The organism is Bradyrhizobium sp. CCGUVB4N (assembly GCF_024199945.1).
Lineage (GTDB): Bacteria > Pseudomonadota > Alphaproteobacteria > Rhizobiales > Xanthobacteraceae > Bradyrhizobium.
Window position 1 is genome coordinate 3,080,850 of record NZ_JANADP010000001.1, and the last position, 18,991, is coordinate 3,099,840.

The window sequence follows — 18,991 nt, forward strand, 5'->3', positions numbered from 1 at the left end:
AGGCAGCTTGATATGACGGCGATCGACCCGAATCTCCGCACCACCAAGACGACATGCCCCTATTGCGGCGTCGGCTGCGGCGTACTCGCAACGCCCGACGGCGCGGGAGGCGCGGCGATCGCCGGCGATCCCGATCATCCCGCCAATTTCGGCCGGCTCTGCTCGAAGGGCTCTGCGCTCGGCGAGACCGTCGGGCTTGAAAGTCGTTTGCTTTATCCGATGATCCGCTGCAAGGGCGTGCTGGAGCGCGTTGCCTGGAGCGATGCGCTCGATCACGTCGCCCATCGTATGCAGCACATCGTCGCGCGCGACGGCGCCGATGCAGTCGCGTTCTATCTTTCGGGCCAGCTCCTCACTGAGGATTATTACGTCGCCAACAAGCTGATGAAGGGCTTTGTCGGCACGGCGAACGTCGACACCAATTCGCGGCTCTGCATGTCGTCCTCGGTCGCCGGCCACCGCCGTGCCTTCGGCGCCGACACCGTGCCCGGTTGCTATGAGGATCTCGACCAGGCCGATCTGCTCGTCTTCGTCGGCTCGAACGCGGCCTGGTGCCATCCGGTGCTGTTCCAGCGCATGCTGAAGAACCGGCAGGAGCGCGGCGCGCGGATGATCGTGATCGATCCACGCCGCACGGATACCGCGAGCGATGTCGATCTGTTCCTCGGACTCAAGCCCGGCACCGATACCGCGTTGTTCTCGGGCCTGTTCGTCCATCTCGCCGACAGCGGCGCACTGGATCAGGCGTACATCGCTCAGAACACGTCAGGCTTTGATGATGCGCTGGCGCGCGCGCGCAACATCGCCGGCAGCGTCACCGCGACCGCACTGGCGACCGGCCTCTCCGAGCAGGACGTCGCCGCCTTCTTCAAGATGTTCGGTGATACCGAGCGGGTCGTCACGCTCTATTCGCAGGGCGTGAACCAGTCGGCGCAGGGCACCGACAAGGTTAACGCGATCCTGAACTGCCATCTCGCGACGGGCCGTATCGGCAAGCTCGGTGCCTCGCCGTTCTCGCTCACCGGCCAGCCCAACGCGATGGGCGGCCGCGAGGTCGGCGGCCTCGCCAACCAGCTCGCCGCGCACATGAACTTCACGCCGCCCGACATCGATCGCGTCAGGCGGTTCTGGAAGGCGCCGCGCATCGCCACCCATGAGGGGCTGAAGGCGGTGCAGCTGTTCGAGGCGATCAACCGCGGCGAGGTCAAGGCGCTCTGGGTGATGGGAACCAACCCCGCCGTGTCGCTGCCCGATGCCGACTTCGTGCGCGAGGCGCTGAAGAAGCTCGAGCTGTTCGTCGTGTCCGAAAACGTGCTCTCCAACGACACGGTCGATGCGGGCCCGCATGTGCTGCTGCCGGCGCTGGCCTGGGGCGAGAAGTCGGGCACGGTGACCAATTCCGAGCGCCGCATCTCGCGCCAGCGTTCGTTCCTCCCCGCACCCGGCGAGGCGCGCCCCGATTGGTGGATCCTCAGCGAAACCGCCAAACGCCTCGGTTTCGGCGACAGCTTCAACTACAAATCCGCCGCCGAGATCTTTCGCGAGCATGCCGCGCTGTCCGCGTTCGAGAACGACGGTAGCCGCGATTTCGACATCGGTGCGTTGACGTCGCTGTCCGACGAGGATTTCGACGCCCTGAAGCCCGTGCAATGGCCGGCGCGCGAGGGCGAGCCGTCGGGCGAGCGTTTCTTCGCGCGAGGCGGCTTCTTCACCAATGACGGCAAGGGCCGCTTCGTCGCACCGGAAGTGCCGGCGCTCCGCAGCGAGACCGGACCGTCGCGTCCCCTGCGGCTCAACACCGGACGCATCCGCGACCAGTGGCACACCATGACGCGCACGGGGTTGAGCAAGCGGCTCGGCGCGCATCTGCCCGAGCCATTCGTCGAGATTCATCCCGATGACGCCAACAAATACGGCATCGTCCATGACGGCTATGCCCGCATCACCACCGATTACGGCCAGTGCATTCTAAAGGCCGTGGTCAGCGAGCGACAGCAGCGCGGTGCGCTGTTCGCGCCGATCCACTGGAGCGCCATGAATGCCTCGCACGGCCGCGTCGGTGCGCTGGTCGCGCCGTTCACGGATCCGTTCTCCGGGCAGCCGGAGTCGAAGGCGACGCCGGCCGCGATCGCGCCCTATGAGTACGTCTTCCGCGGTTTCGCGCTGTCGCGGAAGCAACTCGATCTGCCGCCCAACCTGCTGTGGACTCGCGCGACTGTCGCCGGCGGCTTCGGCTATCTCTTCGCCGACAATGCGGACCTCGCGCGCTGGCCCGCCTGGCTCGACGGGCTCGCCGGCGAGGACGTCGCCGACTACCGCGATTTCGGCGGTGGCGTCTATCGCGCGGCCTCGTTCACGGGTGATCGCATCGAGACCTGTCTGTTCGTCGGTCCCGCGCATGATGCCGGCGATTGGGAGGTGGTGAAGAGCGTGTTCGCGGCCGATCGCGTCACCGATGATCAGCGCCGCATGCTGCTGTCAGGCAAGTCCAGCGAAGGCGCTGCTGCAACCGGCCCGATCGTCTGCGCCTGCTTCGGCGTCGGCCGTGGCACCATCTGCGACACCATCGCGGCAGGCGCACGCACGGCCGCCGAGATCGGCGCCAAGCTCAAGGCCGGTACCAATTGCGGTTCCTGCATCCCCGAGCTGAAGCGGCTCATTGCGACGACCGAGGTGGCGCCGGCGAAGCAAGCCAAGCTCGCGGGCGCGGCCGGGTAGGGCTCCACTTCTCAAGACAGATAAGACGGTCTCGTGCCCCGGACGCTGCGCAGCACGAAGTGATGCGCAGCAGAGCCGGGGCCCATCTAACAGCTGAGTGTTTGGCCTTTCTGGGTCCCGGCTCTGCGCAGCAGCGTTTCACGCTGCGGCGCGTCCGGGACAAGAGAGTGGTGTGGACGCGACCACGCACCTCCCCAATCGACGCGCCCGCGATTGTGGCCTATGTTGCCGCGCGCTCCCCTCAACAATCATAAAAACCATGATGTACCTGGAAACGCCGCCGCGCCTGATCGAAACCACAATCTTTTCCGCGATGCCCGACAATTTCCGCCGCAAGGGCGTGCGGACGGATTGGGCCGATGCCAACCGGCCGGGCGTGCCGACGGACAGTTTTATCGAAGGGCCCTCGTTCGACAAGGACGGCAATCTCTACATCGTCGACATCCCGTTCGGTCGCATCTTCCGCATTGCGCCGGATGGGACGTGGTCGCTCGTGATCGCGTATGAGGGCTGGCCGAACGGGCTGAAGATCGGCGCTGACGGTCGCATCCTGGTGGCCGATTACATGCACGGCATCATGGAGCTCGACGCCGGCGCGGGGCGCATCAAGCCCATCCTGACCGCGCGCAATTCGGAATCGTTCCGCGGCTGCAACGATCTGCATCTCGCCTCCAACGGCGACATCTATTTCACCGACCAGGGCCAGACCGGCCTGCATGACCCAAGCGGCCGCGTCTACAGGCTGGCGCCGAGCGGCCGGCTCGATTGCCTGATCGACACCGGCATCAGCCCGAATGGACTGGTGCTTGATCCGACCGAGACCGTGCTGTTCGTCGCGATGACGCGCGACAATGCGGTGTGGCGGCTGCCGTTCATGAAGGATGGCAGCGTGTCGAAGGTCGGCCGCTTCTGCTCGCTGTTCGGCACGTCGGGCCCCGATGGCATGACCATGGATGCGAGCGGCCGCCTGTTCGTCGGTCACGCCTCGCTCGGTCATGTCTTCGTGTTCGCGCCGAATGGCGAACTGATCGCGCGGATCAAGTCGTGCGCCGGGCCGAATTGCACCAATGTCGCCATCGGTGGCGCGCGCAAGGATCGGCTCTATATCACGGAGTCCGCGACCGGCAGCGTGCTGGTCGCTGACATCAGTGGCCTCTAAGCATCTGAGGGAACAACCATGAACACAAAACCCTTCGGCAAGACCAGCGCCAACGTCTCCGTGATCGGGCAAGGCACGTGGTATCTCGACCACGGCGATCGCAAGCGCGCGATCGCGGCGCTGCAGCGCGGGCTCGATCTCGGCATGACACATATCGACACCGCCGAGATGTATGGCGATGCCGAGCTGGTCATTGCCGACGCGATCGCCGGCCGCCGCGACGAGGTGTTCCTCGTGTCGAAGGTGCTGCCGAGCAATGCCTCGCGCCGTGGCACCATCACCGCCTGCGAGCGCTCGCTGAAGCGGTTGAAGACTGACAGCCTTGATTGCTATCTGCTGCACTGGCGCGGCTCGTATGACCTCGAGGACACCGTCGCCGCGTTCGAGGAATTGGTGACGTCCGGCAAGATCAAATCCTGGGGTGTCTCCAACTTTGATGCCGACGATCTCGACGAAATCCTCGATGTCTCCGGCGAAGGCAGGATCGCTTGCAATCAGGTGCTCTATCATTTGAAGGAACGTGCGATCGAGCACGCGGTCATCCCTTGGTGCGAGAAGCACGGCGTTGCCGTTGTCGCTTATTCACCGTTCGGTCACGATGATTTTCCCGATGAGCGCAGCAAGGGCGGCGCGGTGCTCGCGCGCATTGCCGAGGCGCGTCGTGCAACGCCGCGTCAGGTCGCGCTGAGCTTCCTCACCCGTGCGACTACGGTGTTCGCGATCCCGAAGGCGTCGTCCGCGGAACATGCCGGCGAAAATGCGGCGGCCGGTAATCTCGTGCTGACGAAAGAGGAGATTTCGGCGCTGGATGCGGCGTTTCCGCGCGGTCCGAAGCCGCGCGGCCTGCCCATGTTGTAGTGCACAAAGGCCTATTATTAATGGAGTATTGACGCGCGCGGACGTGAGCGCATATCGGCATCCTGTTTTCGGAAGTTGTGAAAGCGGCGTATTTGTCGTTTTTTACGATCGCTCCCGAATCGTCGTTTTCCCAGGTTCCAGCCGTGACACCGCCGCCCGCCGCAGCCGCAAGGCTCGACAGTATTCCCATGCCCGTGCCGGAGAAGAAGCAGACGCGCCGCGCGCCTGCGCGGGTCGATCATCCTTTCAAGGGTATCGCGCTGGTGCTGCTGTCGACGGTGTTTCTCGGCTGTTCCGACGTCACCGCGAAATATCTCTCGACCAGCCTGCCGTCGATCGAAATCACCTGGATCCGCTTCCTCACCTTTGCGCTGATGTTCACGCCGGTGATGCTGCCGGGCTCGCCGCTGCATGCGATGCGTACCGAACGTCTCGGATTGCAATTGATGCGCGGCGTCGCGCTGCTCGGCTCCTCGCTGTTCTTCATCACCGGTTTGCGCTTCCTCCCCATCGCGGAAGCCTCTGCCACCGGCTTCGTCTCGCCGCTGTTCGTCACCGCGCTGTCGATCATCTTCCTCAGCGAGAAGGTCGGCATGCGCCGCTGGATCGCGACCGGGATCGGCCTCGTGGGCGTGATGATCATCCTGCGGCCGGGCTCGAACGCGTTCCACGTCGCCGCATTCTTCCCGATCGTCTCGGCGTTCTGCTGGGCCGCCGCGCTGATCCTGACGCGCCTGATGAGCGGCCGCGAAGCCGTGCTCACCACGATGGCGTACTCGGCTCTCACCGGCGTTGCGATCCTCACCGTGATGGTGCCGTTCGTCTGGGTCACGCCGAGCTGGACCGCAATCGGTCTCGGCATCGTGATCGGTGTCGCCTCCACCGTCGGCCAGTGGATCATCGTGCTCGCCTATCGCTACGGCGATGCCTCGGTGCTGGCGCCGTTCTCCTACACACAGCTGCTCTGGGTCAGCATTCTGGGCTTCTTCCTGTTCGGCGAGCTCCCAGACGTCTGGACCATCACCGGTGCGGCCTTCATCGTCGCCAGCGGCCTCTACATCGCCCATCGCGAGCGTATCCGTCGCGCCCAGCTGCTGGTGCAGGCCGCGCGATCTCCGAACCCCTGACGCAAGTCCGCGCGCCCTGATACGTGCTATCAACGGCTCCAACAAGCATGGGAGGAGCCGGATGCGCGCTGCGATCTTCAGGAACGGTGAGATTGTCGTCGACCGGATGGCTGAGCCGAAGCCCGGTCCGGGCCAGGTGCTGGTCAAGACACTCGCCTGCGGCATCTGCGGCTCCGACCTGCATGCCCGCCAGCACGCGCCGCGGATGGTGGAGATGGCGAAGAAGACCGGACGACCGCCGATGGATCTGTCGCGCGACGTCGTCTTCGGCCACGAGTTCTGCTGCGAGATCCTCGACTACGGCCCCGGCACCGCGCGAAAACTCAAGCCGGGCACGCATGTGTGCTCGCTGCCCGCATTGCTGACGCCGGAGGGCATCAAGGGCATCGGCTATTCCAACGACTTTGTCGGCGGCTATGCGGAGCAGATGCTGCTCAGCGAGCCGCTGCTGCTGGAGGTGCCGAACGGCCTTGCGCCCGAACATGCCGCGCTGACCGAGCCGCTCGCGGTCGGCGTTCACGCGGTCGAAAAGGCCAACATCCGCGGCGGCGAGGTGCCGCTCGTCATCGGCTGCGGCCCGGTCGGGCTCGCCGTGATCGCCGCGCTGAGAATCAAGGGCCTGCATCCGATCGTGGCGGCCGACTATTCACCGGCGCGGCGCGCGCTCGCCGCAAAACTCGGCGCCGATATCGTCGTCGATCCCAAGGTGTCGCAGCCCTATGCGACCTGGGCCGAGCACGCGCAGATGTCGGAGGCGGAGAAGGCGGCGCGGCCGCCGCTCCAGGCCATGCTGCCGGCGCTGAAGCCTGCGGTGATCTTCGAATGCGTGGGCGTGCCCGGCGTGCTGCAGCAGGTGTTCGAAGGCGCGCCGCGCGATGCCAAGATCGTCGTCGTCGGTGTCTGCATGGAGAGCGACAAGAGCGAGCCCATGCTCGGCATCATGAAGGAGCTCAACGTCCAGTACGTGCTGGGCTACACGCCGGATGAGTTTTCGGCGTCGCTGCGCCTGATCGCGGAAGGGCAGGTGGATGCGGCTGCCATGGTGACGGCGGAGGTCGGCATCGATGGCGTTGCAAAGGCGTTCGCCGATCTCGCCAGTCCGGAGGCGCACACCAAGATCATCGTGCAGCCGTGGAAATAGGGAAGGGCTGAAGCACGGCGCCGTCGGGCTTTTGCGCGGCGTCGGCATGGCCGATCTGGGCGATCACGGCCCGGCGGTCGACGATCGCCTGATGGAATTGCGCCAGCACGAGGCCGAAGGCGGCGAGATCGCCGTCCTCGATGGCGCCGTCTTCGTGACAGGCCAGCGTCTCGCGCAGGATGTCGTCGGCGGCGCTCTGCATGGCGGCGAGATCGTCGAGCGAGGTCGCCTCGCGTACGCTGGAGATCGCGGTGAGCAGGCGGTCGCGGTGCAGCGCGTTCTCGCTGCGCTCCTCGCGCCGCAGATAATGCCGCAGCCAGGCGGCGACCGAGCCAAGGCCGGAGAGCAGCAGCACCACGCCCCAGATATAGTCGCTGTACTTGTCCATGAAGCTGCGCTCGTTGCCGTCGATATAGGCGGCCGCTCCCGCATGCGCCGGCAGCGCGGCGTCCTTGTCGGTGTCGGGCTTCTGGATGTGGCTCGCGCCGGCGAGCTCCTTGACCAGCGACGGCTTGACCGCGAACAGGTCGCGGGTAAAGGCGCCGACCGTGTCGTCGGACAGCGTGCTCGGCGCCACGATCAGATGGTTGACGGCAATGGTTTCGATCTTGTCGTCGGGCCGCTGCGGTGAGGCGGCGAATGCGCCCGCCGGGATCTCCTCGGACTCGTAGAGCGGATGCCGCTCGGCGATGGCCTCGGAGACATCGACGGACAGGAATTTCGGCTCGCCGCGCAGGCGCGTGGTGGCGGCAATCGTCTCGGCGATGACCTTGTCGTCGAGCGCGCCGACCATCATGAAGGCATCGAGCGTGGTGTCCTGGGTCATCTCGGAGATGCGGTCGGCGCCGAACTGGGCGATCGTCACCTTCTGCGGGTTGACGCCGGATTCGCCGAGGATGACGCGCAGCAGATTGGGATTGGCATCACCGAGGCCGACGATGCCGATGCGGCGACCGCTGAGCGAGGCGATATCCGTGACCTTCGACTTGGGCACGCCCTTGCGCCCCGTCGGCGCCCACATCACCACGAAGTTCCGGCGCAGGATCGCGACCGAATTGGCATCGGGCGGCATGGTGAGATCGCCGCGTGCGACGGCGAGGTCGGCCTTGCCGGAGCCGAGCAGATTGAGGCTTTGCAGCGTGCCGTCGGTCTCGATCGGCGTCAGCCGCACCGCGCCGCTCTTCGCCTCGATCGCCTTGGCGATGGCCAGTACGAGCGTCTGGTCATCGCTCCCGGCCGGGCCGACCGCGATGCGCAGCGTCGCCGGCTGCCAGAGCCAATAGGCAAGTGCGAGCGCGACCGTCAGAAGCGACAGCAGGCTCGCCACCGCGAGCCACGGGCCGAGGCGATTGCGGCGGCGGGAGGGAACGCCCCTCGTTACGCTCAGATCGCTCGGCACGGGCATCTCGCTTTCCTCATCCGGAAGCTTGCCCGCCAACGCGGCGGGTGCCGTCAGTATTTCGAAGGAACGTACATCTCCGACGGGATCGGGCCGCGGTGATAGTCGGGATTGCGGACGCGCGCCGGCAGCACCACCGGAACGTGCGCCACATCCTGGTACGGAATCTGGCTCAGGAGATGGGAGATACAATTGAGACGGGCGCGCTTCTTGTCCACGGCATCGACGATCCACCATGGCGAATCCGGCAGATGCGTGTGCTCCAGCATCGTCTCCTTGGCCTTGGTGTAGGCTTCCCAACGGCTGCGGGCTTCGACATCCATCGGGCTCAGCTTCCACTGCTTGAGCGGATCCTTGATACGCATGGTGAAGCGGAACTGCTGCTCGTCGTCGGTGATGGAGAACCAGTATTTGACGAGGATGATGCCGGAGCGGATCAGCATCCGCTCGAACTCGGGAACCGTCTTGAAGAACTCCTGATACTGCTCGTCGGTGCAGAAGCCCATCACGCGCTCGACGCCGGCGCGATTGTACCAACTGCGGTCGAACAGCACCATCTCGCCGCCTGCGGGCAGGTGCGAGACATAGCGCTGGAAATACCATTGCGTGCGCTCGCGCTCGCTCGGCGCCGGCAGCGCCGCGACGCGGCAGATGCGGGGATTGAGGCGCTGGGTGATGCGCTTGATGACGCCGCCCTTGCCGGCGGAGTCGCGCCCCTCGAACAGAACCACGACCTTCTTCTTCTCGCTCTGCACCCAATCCTGGAGCTTGACCAGCTCGCCCTGGAGGCGGAGCAGCTCCCGGAAATAGAGCCGGCGATCGACCGTCGGACCGACGGCGTCGGTCTCGTCCAGGAGCTCGTCGAGACGGGCGTCATCCAGCTCCATCTCCAGCTCCTCGTCGAGATCGTCGGTCATTTCCCGGATGATGCGCTCGCGTTTGGCCATCTCAGGGGTGCGGTCGGATGCAGTCATGGGTCTCTCTCTCGGGCCGGAATGCCTGTCACCCGGGACCATCGACGGGGTTTATTGCGTCCATGTGACACCGGCGGCCGGCCGGGCCGACCGGCCCGAAAATCGCCCGGCGCGGGTCCGTCAGACCGGCAGCGCGATCGAATATTTGACCTGGCTGAGCGCAAAGCTCGACTCGATCGAGGCAATGCCGTCGAGCCGGGTCAGCTTGGTCTTGAGGAACGTCTCGTAGGAGGCGAGGTCGGCCGCGACCACGCGCAGCAGATAGTCGCGGTTGCCGGTCATCAGATAGCACTCCAGCACCTCGTCCCATTTCGAGATGGCGCGGGCGAAACGATTCAGATCCTCCTCCTTCTGCCGCGCCAGCTTGATCGAGATGAACACGCTGACATGCAGCCCCAGCGCCTTCTGGTCCACCGTTGCGATGTAGCGCGAGATGACGCCGCGCTCCTCCAGCAGCTTGACCCGGCGATGGCAGGGGGAGACCGACAGTCCGACCTTGTCGGCGAGCTGCTGCATGGTCAGCCGGCTGTCGGTCTGCAGCAAGGCGAGGATCTTGCGGTCGATGGCGTCGAGCTCAGGCATTGGGATGAAACCTCTATTTCAGGGCAAGTCATTGGTACGGTATCCCAATATTGGCGGGTATGGCGCGAAAAATTGAGAAATCTGGCGCCGCCCGCAGGCGTATGATCCGCCTTATTTCCCGGAGCATCGCCATGCCCGCTGATTCCGCGCGTCTCGATACCCTGACTGCACTGGCCCGCAAGGCGTTGTGGCTGTCGTCATGGACCATCCACCACGCCAATCACGTCCGATCGAACACGGATGGATTGAAGGTCGGCGGTCACCAGGCCTCGTCGGCCTCGCTCGCCACCATCATGTCGGCGCTGTATTTCCATGTGCTGCGCCCCGAGGACCGCGTCGCAGTGAAGCCGCATGCGAGCCCTGTGTTCCACGCCATCCAGTATCTGTTCGGCCGGCAGACCCGCGAGAAGCTGGAGAATTTTCGCGGCTTCAAGGGTGCCCAGTCCTATCCGTCGCGTACCAAGGACGTCGACGACGTCGATTTCTCGACCGGCTCGGTCGGTCTCGGCGTCGCGCAGACGCTGTTCGCCTCGCTGGTGCAGGATTACGTCAAGGCGCATGGCTGGATGAAGGATCGCCGCGAGGGGCGGATGATCGCGCTGGTCGGCGATGCCGAGATGGACGAGGGCAACATCTTCGAAGCCCTGGCCGAAGGCTGGAAGCACGGCCTGCGCAACACCTGGTGGGTGGTCGACTACAACCGCCAGTCGCTCGACGCCGTCGTGCGCGAAGGTCTCTGGGAAAAGTTCGAGACCATGTTCCGCAATTTCGGCTGGGACGTGGTCATCGTGAAATACGGCCGCCTGATGCGCGAGGCCTTCGCCGAACCCGGCGGCGAGGCGCTGAAGAGCTGGATCGACAATTGCCCGAACGCGCTCTATGCGGCGCTTTGCTTCCAGGGCGGCGCGGCGTTCCGCAAGCATTTGCACGACGAGATCGGCGACCAGGGGCCGATCACGAAGCTGATCGACAAGCGTAGCGACGAGGAGTTGCTGGCGCTGATGTCGAATCTCGGCGGCCACGACATGGCGAGCATGGTCGAGGCGTTCGAATCGATCGACCACGACCGCCCGGTCTGCTTCATCGCCTACACCATCAAGGGTGTCGGCCTGCCGTTCCAGGGCCACAAGGACAACCATGCCGGCCTGATGACGGTCGCGCAGATGGAGAAATATCGCGAGAGCCAGAACATCCGTCCCGGCCACGAATGGGACAAGTACGAAGGCCTGATGCAGGACGCAGCCGAGCTCGAGGCGTTCCTCGCGCGCGTTCCGTTCAACAAGGATGGCCGCCGGCTGACCGCGCCGGTCGTCGAGGTGCCGCAACAGCTCGCCTTCAAGCCGTCGCCGCAGATGTCCACGCAACAGGGCTTTGGCCTCGTGCTGAACGAGATCGCGCGCGGCGACAGCGAGCTGGCGCGGCGCATCGTCACGACCTCGCCCGACGTCACGGTCTCGACCAATCTCGGTCCGTGGGTGAACCGGCGCGGCCTGTTCGCGCGCGGCGAGAAGGCGGATTTATTCCGCAGCGAGAAAATTCCATCCACATTCAACTGGGACTTCTCGCCCAAGGGCCAGCATCTCGAGCTCGGAATCGCCGAGATGAACCTGTTCATCATGCTCTCGGCGCTCGGCCTGTCGCACCAGATCAACGGCGCGCGGCTGCTGCCGGTCGGCACGCTCTACGATCCCTTCATCGAGCGCGGCCTCGATGCGCTCAACTACGCCTGCTACCAGGATGCGCGCTTCATGGTGGCGGCGACGCCATCAGGTATCACGCTCGCCCCGGAGGGCGGCGCCCACCAGTCGATTGCGACACCGCTGATCGGCATGGCGCAGGACGGGCTCGCCTCGTTCGAGCCGGCCTTCGTCGACGAGCTCGCCGTGATCATGGGCTGGGGCTTCGAGCACATGCAGCGCGATCCGGGCGAGGGCGGCTCGGTCTATCTCCGCCTCTCGACGCGCAGCATCGAGCAGGCGCAGCGCATCATGACGCCCGAACTGCAGCAGGGCATCACGGACGGCGCCTATTGGCTGCGGAAGCCGGGCCCGAATGCCGAACTCGTGATCGCCTATACCGGCGCAGTCGCACCGGAGGCGATCGAGGCGACCGGGTTCATCGGCGAGAGTCGGCGCGACATCGGCCTGCTTGCAATCACCTCGGCCGATCGCCTCTACACGGGATGGACCGCCGCGCGAAAATTGCGGCGTGACCGGCGTGGCGTGCAGCATCTCAGCCACATCGAGAAATTGCTGGCGCCGCTGCCGCGCGACTGCGGCATCGTGACCGTGATCGACGGCCATCCGTCTGCGCTCGGCTGGCTCGGCAGTGTCCGCGGCCATCGCGTCGAAGCGCTGGGTGTCGAGCAGTTCGGCCAGACCGGCACCATTGCGGACCTCTATCGGCACTATGGCATCGACGCGAATGCGATCATCGATGCGGCGGAAAGCCTCACCACCGGCGCGCCGATCGTCCATCGCAAGATGGCGGTTTAATCGGGGTAACCACCTTGTCGCCCCGGCGAAGGCCGGGGCCCATACGCCGCGGCAGTCGTTGTAAGCCGCAGGTGGTCGACGCCAGAGCAAGCCAACTAAGCTTTGTGGTTATGGGTCCCGGCCTTCGCCGGGACGACAATACGTGTGAGGCGAGAGCCTTGCCACGTTCCCGCCATCGGCTCATATAACCTCCGTCCGCCGCAACGCTGGCCCCGCATATGGCGGGTTCAATTGCCGGCGCTTTCGTGCAAGGATGCCTGCCGAAACGCCCCCCAAGCCCCCAAGAAGAGGTTAACGATGGTCAATCGCATGCAATTCTACATCGACGGCGCCTGGGTCGATCCCGCCGTCAAGAAGTCCACCCCGGTCGTCAATCCGGCGACGGAAGAGGCGATGTACGAGATTGCGCTCGGCTCCAAGGCTGACGTGGACAAGGCGGTTGCCGCCGCCAAGCGCGCTTTTGCAACTTTCTCCCAGACCAGCCGTGAAGAGCGCGTCGCGCTGCTCACGAAAGTCATCGAGGTCTACAAGGGCCGTCTCAAGGAGATCGGGGCTTCCGTCTCCGACGAAATGGGCGCGCCGCTGCCGATGGCCGAAAAGCTCCAGGCCGGCGCCGGTCTCGGCCATCTCATGACCACGCTCGACGTGCTCAAGAACTATCATTTCGAGGAGCCGATCGGCACCGCCATGGTGCTGCGCGAGCCCGTTGGCGTGGTCGGCATGATCACCCCCTGGAACTGGCCGCTCAACCAGATCGCCTGCAAGGTCGCGCCCGCGCTTGCCGCCGGCTGCACCATGATCCTGAAGCCGTCGGAATTCACGCCGACCTCGGCTTTGATCTTTGCGGAAATCTTGCATGAAGCCGGTGTGCCGAAGGGCGTGTTCAACCTCGTCAACGGCCTCGGCCCCGAGGTCGGTGCCGCCATGAGCGAGCACCCCGACATCGACATGATCTCCTTCACCGGCTCGACCCGCGCCGGCATCGACGTTGCCAAGCGCGCGGCGCCGACCGTGAAGCGCGTCAGCCAGGAGCTCGGCGGCAAGTCGCCGAACGTCATTCTCGAAGGCGCCGACCTCACGAAGGCGGTGACCGGCGGCGTGATGCACATGTTCAACAACTCCGGCCAGTCCTGCAATGCGCCCTCGCGCATGATCGTGCCGTTGTCGAAGATGAAGGAAGTCGCCGCGATCGCGAAGGCCGTCGCCGACAAGACCAAGGCGGGCGACCCGCGCGCCGAAGGCACCACCATCGGCCCGGTCGTCAACCGCGGCCAGTGGGACAAGATCCAGGCGTTGATCAAGAAGGGTATCGACGAGGGCGCAACGCTCGTCGCCGGTGGCCCGGGCCTGCCCGAAGGCGTCAACAAGGGCTTCTATGTCCGCCCGACCATCTTCGCCGACGTCACCCCCGAGATGACGATTGCGCGCGAAGAAATCTTCGGACCGGTGCTGACCATCCTCGGCGCCAAGGACGAAGCCGAAGCCGTGCACATCGCCAACGACACGCCGTACGGTCTCGCTGGTTACGTCTCCGGCGCTTCGGTCGAGGACGCCAAGCGTGTCGGCCGTCAGATCCGCGCCGGCAACGTCAACCTGCAGGGCGTGCCCAACGATCGCACCGCGCCGTTCGGCGGCTACAAGCAGTCGGGCAACGGCCGCGAGTGGGGCAAGTACGGCCTCGAGGACTTCCTCGAAGTGAAGGCGGTTGCGGGCTTCAACGCCGCGTAAGCGTCAGCGATTGAACAGAATGACGCCGGAGCGGGAAACCGCCCCGGCGTTTTTGTTTTTGCTCAGGTGTGTCGACAACGCGAGGTGCCGTAGGGTGGGCAAAGGAGCGAAGCGACGTGCCCACGATCTCGCGCGACGAACAGGCAGTGGTGGGCACGCTTCGCTTTGCCCACCCTACGAGACCGTCATCGCGGCGACGGTTATCCCCCCATCGCGCCCTGCGTATTCACATACAGCGCGTAGATCGACTGGCTCGCCGCCATGAACAGGCGGTTGCGCTTGACGCCGCCGAAGCAGAGATTGGCGCAACGCTCGGGCAGCGCGATGCGGCCGATCATGACGCCGTCGGGTGCGAACACCACGACGCCGTCGAGCTCCGGATCGCCCATGCCCCAGCCGCACCAGAGATTGCCGTCGATGTCGCAGCGCATGCCGTCCGGCGTGCCGGGACCTGCATCGATGTGGACGCGTTTGTTGGAGATCGTGGTGCCATCCGCCGAGACGTCATAGGCGAGGATCTTGCGGTTCGGCACACCGCGCGATTCCACCACGTAGAGAATCTTCTCGTCCGGCGAGAAGCACAGCCCGTTCGGACCCAGCACGCCCTCGGCGACGACGCTCGCCTTGCGGGTCACGGGATCGAGCCGGTAGACGTTCGGTTCGATCTCGGGCTCCGCCTTGTAGCCCTCGTAATTGCCGAGCAGGCCGAAGGTCGGATCGGTGAACCAGATCGAGCCGTCCGATTTGACAACGATATCGTTCGGCGAGTTCAACCGCTTGCCGTTGAATTGATCCATCAGCACCGTGATCTCGCCGTCATATTCGGTACGGGTCACGCGGCGCCCGCCATGCTCGCAGGTGACGAGCCGGCCCTGCCGGTCGCGCGTGTTGCCGTTGGCGAAATTGGAGGGTTTTCGGAAAACCGAAACAGCGCCGGTCTCTTCTTCCCATTTGATGATGCGCTGGTTCGGAATATCGCTACAGAGCAGATAGCGCCCGTCGCCGAACCAGACCGGCCCTTCCGCCCAGCGCAGGCCGGTCGCCAGCCGCTCCACGGCCGAGAGTTTCAACCAGTATTTTTCGAAACGGGGGTCGAGGACGTGAATGGCCGGATCGGGGTAATAGGTCGCCGGTCGCCAGCCTGGCCGTTCCTGGGTGTGGGACGATGCCTCATTCATGTCGGTTCTCTCGTTTCGTTCCCTCTGGACATTCCTGCTATCATTAGAGACACGTGACCGCAAATTGGTTGCCAAAGACGAGGAAAGACATGCCGCGCATCTTGATGACGGGAGCTTCGGGCGGAATCGGAACGCGCCTGCGAAAACTGTTGCCGCCGATCTATCCGGACCTCCTGCTCAGCGACATCAAGCCGCCTGCCGATCTCGCGCCGAACGAGCAGTTCAAGGCGGCCGACCTGTCCGACCTTGCCCAGTGCGAGGCGATCTGCGAGGGCGTCGACGGCATCCTGCATTTCGGCGGCTATTCGGTCGAAGGGCCCTGGAACGACATCCTGCAGGCCAACATCATCGGCGGCTACAATCTGTTCGAGGCGGCGTATCGCAAGGGCGTCAAGCGCGTGGTGTTCGCGTCCTCGAACCATGCCGTCGGCTTCTATCCCCGCCACCACAAGATCGGCACCGACGTCACCCCGCGCCCGGACGGCCGCTACGGCGTCAGCAAAGTATTCGGCGAAGCACTCGGCGCGCTCTATGCCGACAAGCACGGCCTGAAGGTGACGTGCCTGCGCATCGGCAATTTCGGTGATGTGCCGCTGGACCTTCGCCGGATCTCGATCTGGCTGAAGCCGGAAGATCTTGTGCAGCTCTGCCAGATCGGGCTCGAGCATCCCGGCATCCATTTCGAGGTGTTCTATGGCGCCTCGCTCAACGAGCGCGCCTGGTGGGATAACCACCGAGCCTACGAATTCGGCTATCGCCCCACCGGCCGCTCCGAGGATCACGTGGCGCATGCCATGGCCGAGCAGGCCAAGCTGAAGCCCGATCCGGTCGGCGACCACTACCAGGGCGGCGCATTCTGCAGCAACGAGTTCGACGGCGACGAGAGCCGGATCATCGACTGGAACAAGCGGTAGGACACAATGTTCTCTCTCGTCCCGTTCGGGGCGAGAGAGCCCTCGGCAGCAAGCGCCTGCCGCCTAATCCATTCCCTCATCGGGAATGTTCAAAATGGTCCCGCAGGCCTTGCAATGCACCGCGTCGACGTCGTGGCGCTGGAGGCCACAGACCGGGCAGGAGAAGCGCACCTTCGAGGGCGCGAGCAGCGCCTTGGCAAGATTCAGGAACAGGGTCACGCCGAAGATCATGATGACGACGGTGATCAGGCGTCCGACGGTGCCGGGCAGGGTGATGTCGCCGAAGCCGGTCGTGGTCAGTGCGGTGACCGTGAAGTAGAGCGCGTCGGCATAATTGCCGATCTGCGGGTTGTGCGACTTCTGGGTCTCGTAGACCACGCCCGTCATGATGAAGACGAACACGCCGAGATTGGCGACGGCAAAGATGACCTCTTCGTTGCGTCGGAAGAAGGCGCTGTCGATCCGCAGGCGCGCCACCATCTGGTTGTCGCCCAGAAGCCGCAACGTTCGAAATGCGCGCAGGAAGCCGCCGGCCTCGCCTGCGAGCGGTGCAAGGAACGAGATGATGACCACGACGTCGGTCCAGGTCGATAGCCGCGCGAGGTCGTGCAGCGGGTGGCGACTGATGATCATCCGTGCGGAGAAGTCCGCCAGGATCAGGACACCGAACACGACATCGAGGGACTCGACGATCCCGCCGCGCGGCAGGAACGACGTCGCGATGATGAACAAGACCGTCGCGATGTCGAGCACGAGCAGCGCGTAGCGGAATCGGATGCAGCCGAAGGTGTCGCCTTCGTAAAGCTGCCGAAGCCTGCCCTTCAGGATCTCGAACGGGACGCTGATCGCGTCGAGCGGCCCATGTCCCTTGGTGCTGTCGTGATCAAGTGCCATGGCCAGCGATCGCCGCGCGGATATTCCGGCGGCCTATCCCTCCGAAGGATCGAGCATTTCGCCGATTTTGTGAACGGCAACATTGATCGACATGCCCAAATAGTCGCCGGCATCGCCGAACCACGAGCCGGCCAGCGGCACGGCTTGGGCAGGGTGCCGCGCGATGGCGACCGGGATGAGATCAAAGCCCGCGTTCAGGCTGTTGGTCGGATCGTAATCGAGCCAGCCTGCACCGGGCAGGAACACCTGCACCCATGCGTGGGTGGCGCCAGAGCCGGTCATGCCGACAGCGCCGCCGTCGAGTGCCGCATCGTAGAGATAGCCACTGACGAAGCGGGAGGCGAAGCCGAGCCGCCGGAGCGTCTCGACCATCAGCCAGGCGAAGTCCCGGCAGGTGCCTGATTTCAGACGCAGCGTGTCGCCCGGAGACTGGGTGCCCTCGGCGTCTCTGCCGTGATATTTGAACTCGCTGCGAAAGATGCCCAGCATGCGGCGCAGCACATCCGCGGTCCGGTCCTGATCGCCGGCGACGAAGCTCTTGGTCCACGCCGCGTGGCTGCCGTCCGCGTCGTCGGCATGCGGACGCAGATAACCGGCAAGGTCGGTCCATTCGTCCGGCGTATATTGCACGGGCACCTCCTCGGCCCGGGCTTCCAGCGGAAATGCCTCAAGGCCCTTGATGCCGAAATAGACGCCGCGCACCTTGAAGGTGAACGTCAGTTCGCTGGCAGGTTCGCTGAAATCCATCACCGTGACGGCGTTGGAGCGGGAGTCGCTGATCCACAGCACCTTCGACGGCACGCTGGTGTGAGCGGACCAGCGCAGCAGGCGGGTCGAAGCGCCGCGCCGCGGCAGGAACATGGCGCGATGCGTGCCGAACGTCACCGGCTTCGCATAGCGGTAGGTCGTGGTGTGCGTGATCTCGCCGATGATCGCCATGCATCGATCCGCTATGCGCTTGCGGACTGGTCGAGCCGGTCCGCACGGGAGGGGCGGCCGCCAGCTTTCGGTCTGGCCACATCTGCCCGTTGATCTAGATCAACATTGCCCCCGGCATCGTCTGGCTCTTCAGGCAATCATGCATTCCTTCAGACGTTGATGCGCGAATTGGCCGAATGGAGCGGTGGACATGGGTATCCTTTGGACGATCATCATCGGATTCATCGTTGGACTGGTGGCGAAATTCATCATGCCCGGCGGCAACGAGCCCAAGGGGTTCATCTTGACGACGGTCCTGGGAATCGTCGGCGCGTTCGTTGCGACCTGGCTCGGTCAGGCCGTGGGGTGGTATCATTTCGGAGAGGGCGCGGGCTTCATCGGAAGCGTGGTCGGCGCCATCATCCTTCTCTTCCTGTACGGGCTTGTTCTGGGTCGTCAGGGGCGCGCTTGAAGATCGCGCTGCTCGTCATTGCGACGATCGTGTCGGGACCGGCACGGGCGGCCACGCTCAGCGATGCCGAGGCGACGTTCCTCGACCAGCTCGTGACTGCATCCGCCGTGCTTGAGCAGCGATGCGACGGTTACGAGGCCGATGGCGCGGGCGGCGTTCAGCTCGGCGCGCGGCTGCTCGGCAGCCCCAATGCCGCGATGGCGATGATCGACGCCTACTCCGCAGCGATCAAGGCCCATGACGGCGAGAGCTACGATCCCGGCAAGTTTCGCCCGGAGGTGTTCGAGGCGGCCAGCAAGACGATCAAGCGCGTCCTGGCGGATCTGGTGAGGGATCCGACAAGCGCCTGCGTCAGCTATGGCGATGCCAGCGTGGATAGCGGCCTGCTGCGGCGTTATTGAACGGGCCACCGAAAATCCCGCAGCGATGAGCTC

At 64.8% G+C, this 18,991-nt stretch carries 16 protein-coding genes; 10 read left to right on the top strand and 6 right to left on the bottom strand.

Annotated elements, in window-relative coordinates:
- Positions 1–12: 12 nt before the first annotated feature.
- From NLM31_RS13920 to NLM31_RS13940, 5 genes are all read left to right on the top strand, one after another.
- Entirely contained in the window at positions 13–2,718 is a 2,706-nt protein-coding gene (locus tag NLM31_RS13920) for a nitrate reductase (protein ID WP_254192591.1), read from the top strand.
- A 262-nt stretch (positions 2,719–2,980) separates the two neighbouring features.
- Complete coding sequence (locus tag NLM31_RS13925) at positions 2,981–3,877, top strand: SMP-30/gluconolactonase/LRE family protein (RefSeq protein WP_254196182.1); 897 nt, start codon at positions 2,981–2,983, stop codon at positions 3,875–3,877.
- A gap of 18 nt (positions 3,878–3,895) precedes the next feature.
- On the top strand, positions 3,896–4,735 hold the full coding sequence (locus NLM31_RS13930; protein ID WP_254192592.1) for an aldo/keto reductase: 840 nt from the start codon (positions 3,896–3,898) through the stop codon (positions 4,733–4,735).
- Positions 4,736–4,923: 188 nt separating this feature from the next.
- The gene (locus tag NLM31_RS13935; RefSeq protein ID WP_254196183.1) at positions 4,924–5,862 is read left to right on the top strand and encodes a DMT family transporter; all 939 of its coding nucleotides are present in this window, start codon (positions 4,924–4,926) and stop codon (positions 5,860–5,862) included.
- A 61-nt stretch (positions 5,863–5,923) separates the two neighbouring features.
- A complete protein-coding gene (locus tag NLM31_RS13940) occupies positions 5,924–7,003 on the top strand; it encodes a zinc-binding dehydrogenase (RefSeq protein WP_254192593.1) in 1,080 nt (359 codons plus the stop codon).
- Here NLM31_RS13940 and NLM31_RS13945 read toward each other — a convergent pair.
- The 3 genes from NLM31_RS13945 to NLM31_RS13955 all read right to left on the bottom strand — a co-directional run bounded on the left by NLM31_RS13945 (position 6,981) and on the right by NLM31_RS13955 (position 9,958).
- Positions 6,981–8,408, bottom strand: a complete 1,428-nt coding sequence (locus NLM31_RS13945) for a TAXI family TRAP transporter solute-binding subunit (RefSeq protein WP_254192594.1) — start codon at positions 8,406–8,408, stop codon at positions 6,981–6,983. The genes NLM31_RS13940 and NLM31_RS13945 overlap by 23 nt on opposite strands.
- A 47-nt stretch (positions 8,409–8,455) precedes the next feature.
- Entirely contained in the window at positions 8,456–9,376 is a 921-nt protein-coding gene (ppk2, locus tag NLM31_RS13950) for a polyphosphate kinase 2 (RefSeq protein ID WP_254129918.1), read from the bottom strand.
- 120 nt (positions 9,377–9,496) lie between these two features.
- Entirely contained in the window at positions 9,497–9,958 is a 462-nt protein-coding gene (locus NLM31_RS13955; protein WP_254129919.1) for an Lrp/AsnC family transcriptional regulator, read from the bottom strand.
- A gap of 131 nt (positions 9,959–10,089) precedes the next feature.
- On the opposite strand from NLM31_RS13955, the gene NLM31_RS13960 reads away from it, so the two are divergent.
- Entirely contained in the window at positions 10,090–12,453 is a 2,364-nt protein-coding gene (locus tag NLM31_RS13960) for a transketolase (RefSeq protein WP_254192595.1), read from the top strand.
- Positions 12,454–12,750: 297 nt separating this feature from the next.
- Complete coding sequence (locus tag NLM31_RS13965; protein WP_254129921.1) at positions 12,751–14,181, top strand: aldehyde dehydrogenase family protein; 1,431 nt, start codon at positions 12,751–12,753, stop codon at positions 14,179–14,181.
- Positions 14,182–14,381: 200 nt separating this feature from the next.
- Here the strand turns inward: NLM31_RS13965 and NLM31_RS13970 are convergent, their stop codons facing one another.
- Complete coding sequence (locus tag NLM31_RS13970; RefSeq protein WP_254192596.1) at positions 14,382–15,359, bottom strand: SMP-30/gluconolactonase/LRE family protein; 978 nt, start codon at positions 15,357–15,359, stop codon at positions 14,382–14,384.
- An 89-nt stretch (positions 15,360–15,448) separates the two neighbouring features.
- Between NLM31_RS13970 and NLM31_RS13975 the strand changes: the two genes are divergently transcribed.
- Positions 15,449–16,273 carry an NAD(P)-dependent oxidoreductase gene (locus tag NLM31_RS13975; RefSeq protein ID WP_254129923.1) on the top strand — a complete coding sequence of 275 codons (825 nt, stop codon included), beginning with the start codon at positions 15,449–15,451 and terminating at the stop codon, positions 16,271–16,273.
- Between the two features lie 63 nt (positions 16,274–16,336).
- On the opposite strand, the gene NLM31_RS13980 is transcribed toward NLM31_RS13975, so the two are convergent.
- Together NLM31_RS13980 and NLM31_RS13985 are read right to left on the bottom strand one after the other, a co-directional pair.
- Entirely contained in the window at positions 16,337–17,167 is an 831-nt protein-coding gene (locus tag NLM31_RS13980; protein WP_254192597.1) for a potassium channel family protein, read from the bottom strand.
- A 33-nt stretch (positions 17,168–17,200) separates the two neighbouring features.
- Complete coding sequence (locus NLM31_RS13985) at positions 17,201–18,106, bottom strand: transglutaminase family protein (RefSeq protein WP_254192598.1); 906 nt, start codon at positions 18,104–18,106, stop codon at positions 17,201–17,203.
- Between the two features lie 190 nt (positions 18,107–18,296).
- On the opposite strand from NLM31_RS13985, the gene NLM31_RS13990 reads away from it, so the two are divergent.
- Together NLM31_RS13990 and NLM31_RS13995 are read left to right on the top strand one after the other, a co-directional pair.
- Entirely contained in the window at positions 18,297–18,557 is a 261-nt protein-coding gene (locus NLM31_RS13990) for a GlsB/YeaQ/YmgE family stress response membrane protein (RefSeq protein WP_254196184.1), read from the top strand.
- The gene (locus NLM31_RS13995; RefSeq protein WP_254192599.1) at positions 18,554–18,958 is read left to right on the top strand and encodes a hypothetical protein; all 405 of its coding nucleotides are present in this window, start codon (positions 18,554–18,556) and stop codon (positions 18,956–18,958) included. Before NLM31_RS13990 ends, NLM31_RS13995 begins: the two co-directional genes overlap by 4 nt.
- Positions 18,959–18,991 lie beyond the last annotated feature (33 nt).

What these genes read in the sequence shown, in the direction of transcription:
- NLM31_RS13920 (WP_254192591.1), top strand. Translation starts at nt 13, where the DNA reads ATGACGGCGATCGACCCGAATCTCCGCACCACCAAGACGACATGCCCC.
- NLM31_RS13925 (WP_254196182.1), top strand. Translation starts at nt 2,981, where the DNA reads ATGTACCTGGAAACGCCGCCGCGCCTGATCGAAACCACAATCTTTTCC.
- NLM31_RS13930 (WP_254192592.1), top strand. Translation starts at nt 3,896, where the DNA reads ATGAACACAAAACCCTTCGGCAAGACCAGCGCCAACGTCTCCGTGATC.
- NLM31_RS13935 (WP_254196183.1), top strand. Translation starts at nt 4,924, where the DNA reads ATGCCCGTGCCGGAGAAGAAGCAGACGCGCCGCGCGCCTGCGCGGGTC.
- NLM31_RS13940 (WP_254192593.1), top strand. Translation starts at nt 5,924, where the DNA reads ATGCGCGCTGCGATCTTCAGGAACGGTGAGATTGTCGTCGACCGGATG.
- NLM31_RS13945 (WP_254192594.1), bottom strand. Translation starts at nt 8,408, where the DNA reads ATGCCCGTGCCGAGCGATCTGAGCGTAACGAGGGGCGTTCCCTCCCGC.
- ppk2 (WP_254129918.1), bottom strand. Translation starts at nt 9,376, where the DNA reads ATGACTGCATCCGACCGCACCCCTGAGATGGCCAAACGCGAGCGCATC.
- NLM31_RS13955 (WP_254129919.1), bottom strand. Translation starts at nt 9,958, where the DNA reads ATGCCTGAGCTCGACGCCATCGACCGCAAGATCCTCGCCTTGCTGCAG.
- NLM31_RS13960 (WP_254192595.1), top strand. Translation starts at nt 10,090, where the DNA reads ATGCCCGCTGATTCCGCGCGTCTCGATACCCTGACTGCACTGGCCCGC.
- NLM31_RS13965 (WP_254129921.1), top strand. Translation starts at nt 12,751, where the DNA reads ATGGTCAATCGCATGCAATTCTACATCGACGGCGCCTGGGTCGATCCC.
- NLM31_RS13970 (WP_254192596.1), bottom strand. Translation starts at nt 15,359, where the DNA reads ATGAATGAGGCATCGTCCCACACCCAGGAACGGCCAGGCTGGCGACCG.
- NLM31_RS13975 (WP_254129923.1), top strand. Translation starts at nt 15,449, where the DNA reads ATGCCGCGCATCTTGATGACGGGAGCTTCGGGCGGAATCGGAACGCGC.
- NLM31_RS13980 (WP_254192597.1), bottom strand. Translation starts at nt 17,167, where the DNA reads ATGGCACTTGATCACGACAGCACCAAGGGACATGGGCCGCTCGACGCG.
- NLM31_RS13985 (WP_254192598.1), bottom strand. Translation starts at nt 18,106, where the DNA reads ATGGCGATCATCGGCGAGATCACGCACACCACGACCTACCGCTATGCG.
- NLM31_RS13990 (WP_254196184.1), top strand. Translation starts at nt 18,297, where the DNA reads ATGGGTATCCTTTGGACGATCATCATCGGATTCATCGTTGGACTGGTG.